We start from the raw sequence: 6,138 nt of genomic DNA, 5'->3' as shown, positions 1-6,138 counted from the left end.
GTGCGTACCGGGTTGAGAAGCGGTGTAAGTGAACTGCAGTTGCCATGTTTTACGGCAGTGAGAGCAGAGATAGCGCTGATGTCCGGCAGTGCTTTTGCCGTTACGCACCACCCCGTCAGTAGCTGAACAGGAGGGACAGCTGATAGAAACAGAAGCCACTGGAGCACCTCAAAAACACCATCATACACTAAATCAGTAAGTTGGCAGCATCACCTCGCTACTGATATTGATTTTACTGATAACGCTCTGCATCAATGTATATTCTCTGCTGCCAATAATGTCAGCGTAGCTGCTCGGGATATTGACCAGACTTTTTCCTGAATCAATACGGTGCAGGACAAAGCAGATAAAATAAATAAGCTCCTGAAGCTGGCGGTCGGTAAACTGAATTTTAAAACGTTTTTCAATTTCGCTGAAAACATTGCCCACCTTTTCCAGATAGTCGCTCATCACATTGTTGTATTGAGCAATAATATTTTTGGCGACCGGGATTTCCAGCACTCGGCGCAGGCAGTTTAGCAACAGGTAGCGTTTTTCCAGCTCCTCACCCAGAATATGATAGCCATTACCCCTGTCATAGCTTATCTCCAGCCCGTGCTCGATAACCTCGGTGCGCACCTTTTTCAGGTCGTTGATAATCGTATTCTGGCTGACGCCCAGCGAAGAGGAGAGATGCAGCAATGAAAGCCGCTCGCTGCGGGTCAACAGCATAAAGATAATCATCTGTCCGCGTTCATCTTCCGAGTAGAGATAGCGATGCTCGGTTTCAGCGGTCTGATTCTGACGAAAATGCTCAATCACATGGCGCGGGATATGCAGTTTCCCGGTTTTCAGGCGGTTGATCCGGTCGAAGTGGTTCGATTCCAGATAATCATTCACCTTTTTCAGCGTATAGCTCAGCTGTTTGCGCGTCAGGCAAAACTGCTCCTCAAGCTTCGTCCCCGTGATGCCGGGATCGTTCACAATGGCATCCAGCACTGCAACCACGCGTTTATCCATAGCCATGTCGACTCTCCTGCAATCAAAAGTCTGGCGGCGGCGCCTGCCGCCAGACATGAACATGAAACCCAGAATTAAGCCTGCTGAGCTTTCTCCTGCTGCTCGGCTTCCAGCTGCGCCAGATTGCTTTCACGACGCAGTTCGCGGGAGTAGAAGAAGTAGCCGCAGCCCCACCACAGCGCAAACACCAGCGGGATAAAGTTGCCTTCCAGGAATTTGAACAGGAAGGAGAAGGCATAGGTAAAGACCGGAGCATCAATGGAGCTATTGGAAATCAGCTGGCCGGCGGGAATGGTAATTGCCTTCGTCGCCTGGCCCAGTTCGGTAATCATTGGCGCAAACTGCGTACCCACGAACAGGAAGAACGGCACCCCGATAATGCTAAGGATCACCATGCGCAGGGTGTTGCCACGCGTCACCAGGTAGGCAGGAACAATCAGGGAAATATTAATAATACCGGCGAAGGGTAAAATCTTATTGCCCGGCAGAATCAGCGCCCAGATGAGCGTGAACGGAATCGCAACGATGATGGCAAACCAGATTTCGCTGGCGCCGCCCATAAATGGCCAATCGATGCCGACGAACAGCTTACGCCCGGAGAATTTCTTGTTCATGTAGTCGCTGATGGCTTCCGAAATAGGCGACAGCGCCTGCATAAAGAGTTTGGAAATCATCGGGAACAGCACCAGCGCCGTTGCGGCCTGAACGCCCAGCATCAGCGTTTTCGCCACACTGTAGCCCGCGATAATGCCGAACAGGATCCCGAGAATAAAACCGATGATATGGTTTTCCGCAAAAACGCCAACTTTTGCGCGCAGCGCGGTGGCATCCATCGGCTTATTGCACACCGGAATTTTGCGCAGCAGCAGATCGAACGGGTAATAAATTGCGCCAAAGAACACCATGCGGTGGGTACAGGTGACGCCGGGGATTCCAGTCAGTTTCTCAATGCGATGCTGGTGAATGTCGCCAGCGTTCAGCTCAACGATAATCTGCAAAGCTGCAATCAGGAACGCCAGCACCAGGCTCCAGACCGGGCCAAACAATGGGGTGGTGACGCTCACTACGATAAACGCGGTAAAGATTTTCCCCCACACGTTCCAGAGGTCGGCGTTGAAGGTATTGGTCTTGTTTAGCATCAACATCACAATGTTTACGCCAACCTGAAGCGGGAACATGGCGAATGCGTAAGGCCAAGCCCAGGAGATATTCGCCATCGTCGTCCAACCGCCGTCGACGATACTCAGTTCAAGGCCGGTGCGGTTCATCATGGTCTGCGCGGCAACCCCGATGGCATCAACCATAAAGCCAATCAGCATGCTCATCCCAACGAAGGCGACGCCTAGCGTGATGGCCGCCGAAGCCGCATCGCGGAATTTCATCCGCACCACCAGCCCGGCTAATAACATGATAAAAGGCACAAAAACCGGCGCGCCTAAATTCAGAATATAATTTATGACTACACCAAGAAAGTCCATAGCACTTCTCCACTAAAATAATTATAAGGATTAAAGAGCTACGCCTTATTTACAGGCATCAATGACCTTTTGTAATTCCTGTTCCATACCCATACCGGTCAGAAATGCGATACCGTTAATCACGGGGATAGGATATTGCTTATCAACTTTAGTAATTGCGATATACGCAGCACTATCCTTAATATGGCTATCGAGAGATTTAAGGTCGATTACTTCAACTTTAATGTGCGACTGGTTACGTTCATTCAATAAGCGAGTCACTTTACTGGCAACTGTTTGTGAGGTCGCAACGCCGCTTCCACAGGCAACAATGACTTTTTTCATTTTATAAATCCTTATCCAATTGCAGTCTTGATGTGAGGGTACAGAGAAAGGTATCTACATCGTCTATCTCGCGTAGGGTCTGGACGACCTGTTCATCAGCAAGGCAGTCCATCAGGTTTTGCAGCGCTGTCAGGTGGCTGCTGTGGTCAATAAAACCAAGAAGAACAATAAATTGAACGTAGAGCGTATTGTCGTCATTCCCCATTTCCTGCCAGGCGAGAGGTTGTGACAGTCGCGTAACAGAGATAAAGGGACGAATGACGTGCTGGGGGTCGGTATGCGGCAGCGCGATAGCCACCGGCAGCGTGGGTAACCCGGTTGGATAGGCTTTTTCTCTGGCAAGAATGGCATCGAGGAAAGAATCCCGAACGTAGCCTTTCTCTTTCAGCAGTAAAAATATCGAAGAAAAAAAGTCCGTGGAATTATTATAATGCTTATCGAGGAACGTAAGCTGAGGCGTTAAATATTTACTTCCTTGCGCATTTTCATTCGGGGTATCAACTATATCCATTCTCATCCGAATATCCTCTCTAACCGCTAAGAATTAACTACCGACAATGTTAATTCAGGAGTTACGGTTGAGCGAGAAGTATTGCCCCCAAAAGATGACCAGAACCTGGCGCAACGCGGTGAGCGTTTTATTATGAATTGCATCACATTTTTATTGTAAGAACAGGCTAACGGGAAAAAATAGAGGGAAGCAGAGACGGGAAAATGAAATAACGAGGGATAACCGCGATGGTTATCCCCCGAGAAACGGTGCTTAGCCTGCCAGGAAGAAACGAAACGCCGGGTTATTGGTCTCGTCGTGGCACTCATAGCCCAGTTCGTTGAGCCGGGTTTCGAAGTCCGGTTCGTTATCGCCCAGCTCAAACGCCGCCAGTACACGGCCATAGTCGGTGCCGTGGCTACGATAATGGAACAGGGAAATATTCCAGTGCGTGCCCAGGGTGTAGAGGAACTTCAGCAGCGCACCCGGCGATTCCGGGAACTCGAAGCTGAACAAACGTTCCTGTAACGGCTTCGACGGACGACCACCGACCATATAGCGCACGTGCAGCTTAGCCATTTCGTCGTCGGAGAGGTCGACGACGCTATAGCCGCCATCGTTGAGCAGATTAAGGATTTCCTTACGCTCTTCGAAGCCGCGACTCAGACGCACGCCCACAAAAATGCAGGCGTTTTTCGCGTCGGCGAAGCGGTAGTTAAACTCGGTGACCGAACGCCCGCCCAGCAGTTGGCAAAACTTCAGGAAGCTGCCCTTCTCTTCCGGGATCGTCACCGCCAGCAACGCTTCACGCTGTTCCCCTAGCTCGCAGCGTTCGGAAACGTAGCGCAGGCCGTGGAAATTGACGTTAGCGCCAGAGAGAATATGCGCCAGACGCTCACCGCGTATGTTGTGCTGAGCGATGTATTTTTTCATCCCCGCCAGCGCCAGCGCCCCGGAAGGTTCCGCTACCGCGCGCACATCTTCAAACAGGTCTTTCATCGCCGCACAGATCGCATCGCTATCGACGGTAATAATGTCGTCGAGATATTCCTGGCACAGACGGAAGGTTTCGTCACCGATACGTTTTACCGCCACGCCTTCAGCAAAGAGACCCACGCGCGGCAGATCCACCGGATGACCGGCATCCAGCGCCGCCTTCAGGCAGGCGGAGTCTTCGGCTTCGACGGCAATCACTTTGATCTGCGGCATCAGCTGTTTGATCAGCACCGCCACGCCCGCCGCCAGACCGCCACCGCCCACCGGCACAAACACGCGGTCGAGGTGTGCGTCCTGCTGGAGCAACTCCAGGGCCAGCGTACCTTGTCCGGCGATCACCATCGGGTGATCGAAAGGCGGAACCCAGGTAAAGCCCTGCTGCTGCGCCAGTTCAATCGCTTTGGCTTTGGCTTCATCAAAGTTAGCGCCGTGCAACAGCACTTCGCCGCCAAAGCCGCGAACAGCATCAACTTTGATATCGGCAGTCGCCACCGGCATGACAATCAGCGACTTCAGGCCCAGACGCGCAGAGGAGAACGCCACGCCCTGAGCATGGTTGCCCGCAGAAGCGGTGATGACCCCACGCGCTTTCTGTTCAGGCGTTAAGCCCGCCATCATCGCGTACGCGCCGCGCAGCTTAAAGCTGTGCACTGGCTGACGGTCTTCGCGCTTGACCAGAATGAAGTTGTCGAGGCGCGAAGAGAGCTTGTCCATTTTTTGCAGCGGCGTTACCTGTACCGCTTCATAGACCGGTGCGCGCAGCACCGCTCTGAGATACTCGGCACCTTCAGGGGTGCCGGATAGGGGCTGTGATTCCGCCATGGTGATTAACCCCCCAGTTTCGATTTATCGCGCACCGCACCTTTGTCGGCGCTGGTTGCCAGGCTGGCATAGGCGCGAAGGGCAAAGGAGACCTGACGTTCACGGTTTTTCGGCGTCCACGCCTGGTCGCCGCGAGCTTCCTGCGCTTCACGACGAGCGGCGATTTCCGCTTCGCTCAGTTGCAGCTGAATGCCACGGTTCGGAATGTCGATAGCAATCATGTCGCCATCTTCGATGATCGCGATATTACCGCCGCTGGCCGCTTCCGGAGAAACGTGGCCGATAGAGAGACCGGAGGTACCGCCGGAGAAACGACCATCGGTGATCAGCGCACAGGCTTTACCAAGCCCCATTGATTTCAGGAAGGTGGTTGGGTAGAGCATTTCCTGCATGCCCGGCCCGCCTTTCGGCCCTTCGTAGCGAATGACCACCACGTCGCCTTCGACCACTTTACCGCCGAGGATAGCTTCAACCGCCTCGTCCTGGCTTTCGTAGACTTTTGCCGGGCCGGTGAATTTGAGGATACTGTCATCCACGCCCGCGGTTTTCACGATGCAGCCGTTTTCCGCGAAGTTGCCGTACAGCACGGCCAGACCGCCATCTTTGCTGTAGGCGTGCTCCAGCGAGCGGATGCAGCCTTCGGCGCGATCGTCATCCAGGGTATCCCAACGGCAGTCCTGCGAGAACGCCTGGGTGGTACGAATACCCGCCGGGCCGGCGCGGAACATTTTTTTGACCGCTTCGTCCTGGGTTACGGTGATGTCGTACTGCTCCAACGTCTGCGGCAGGGTCAGGCCGAGCACGTTTTTGACTTCGCGGTTCAGCAGGCCGGCACGGTCCAGCTCGCCGAGAATGCCCAGCACGCCGCCCGCACGGTGCACGTCTTCCATATGGTATTTCTGGGTACTTGGCGCCACTGGTGATGCTGCCAACTTACTGATTTAGTGTATGATGGTGTTTTTGAGGTGCTCCAGTGGCTTCCATTTCTATCAGCTGTCCTTCCTGCTCCGCTACTGAAGGCGTGGTGCG

General features: G+C 53.4%; 6 protein-coding genes and 1 pseudogene. All 7 read right to left on the bottom strand.

The genetic code is table 11. The annotated features are described in order from the left end of the window. On the bottom strand, positions 1–159 hold a 159-nt coding region (locus tag WG891_RS26365), incomplete at its 3' end, for an IS1 family transposase (protein WP_001392608.1). 33 nt (positions 160–192) lie between these two features. Then, positions 193–1,005 carry a BglG family transcription antiterminator gene (locus WG891_RS26360; protein ID WP_336983950.1) on the bottom strand — a complete coding sequence of 271 codons (813 nt, stop codon included), beginning with the start codon at positions 1,003–1,005 and terminating at the stop codon, positions 193–195. Positions 1,006–1,073: 68 nt separating this feature from the next. Then, a complete protein-coding gene (locus tag WG891_RS26355; protein WP_020323222.1) occupies positions 1,074–2,477 on the bottom strand; it encodes a PTS galactitol transporter subunit IIC in 1,404 nt (467 codons plus the stop codon). 45 nt (positions 2,478–2,522) lie between these two features. Next, positions 2,523–2,801 (bottom strand): PTS sugar transporter subunit IIB, encoded by a 279-nt coding sequence (locus tag WG891_RS26350; protein ID WP_020323230.1) that lies wholly within the window; start codon positions 2,799–2,801, stop codon positions 2,523–2,525. Position 2,802: 1 nt separating this feature from the next. After that, entirely contained in the window at positions 2,803–3,312 is a 510-nt protein-coding gene (locus WG891_RS26345) for a PTS sugar transporter subunit IIA (protein WP_223226985.1), read from the bottom strand. 252 nt (positions 3,313–3,564) lie between these two features. Beyond that, a complete protein-coding gene (ilvA, locus tag WG891_RS26340) occupies positions 3,565–5,109 on the bottom strand; it encodes a threonine ammonia-lyase, biosynthetic (RefSeq protein WP_020323225.1) in 1,545 nt (514 codons plus the stop codon). Between the two features lie 5 nt (positions 5,110–5,114). Next, positions 5,115–6,026: pseudogene (locus tag WG891_RS26335) on the bottom strand (dihydroxy-acid dehydratase domain-containing protein); the annotation flags it as partial. Positions 6,027–6,138: the final 112 nt, after the last annotated feature.

Origin of the sequence: Serratia sp. MMO-28, assembly GCF_037199905.1 — a bacterium.
Classification (GTDB): domain Bacteria; phylum Pseudomonadota; class Gammaproteobacteria; order Enterobacterales; family Enterobacteriaceae; genus Chania; species Chania oryzae.
This window is presented reverse-complemented; position numbering and strand designations above follow the sequence as displayed.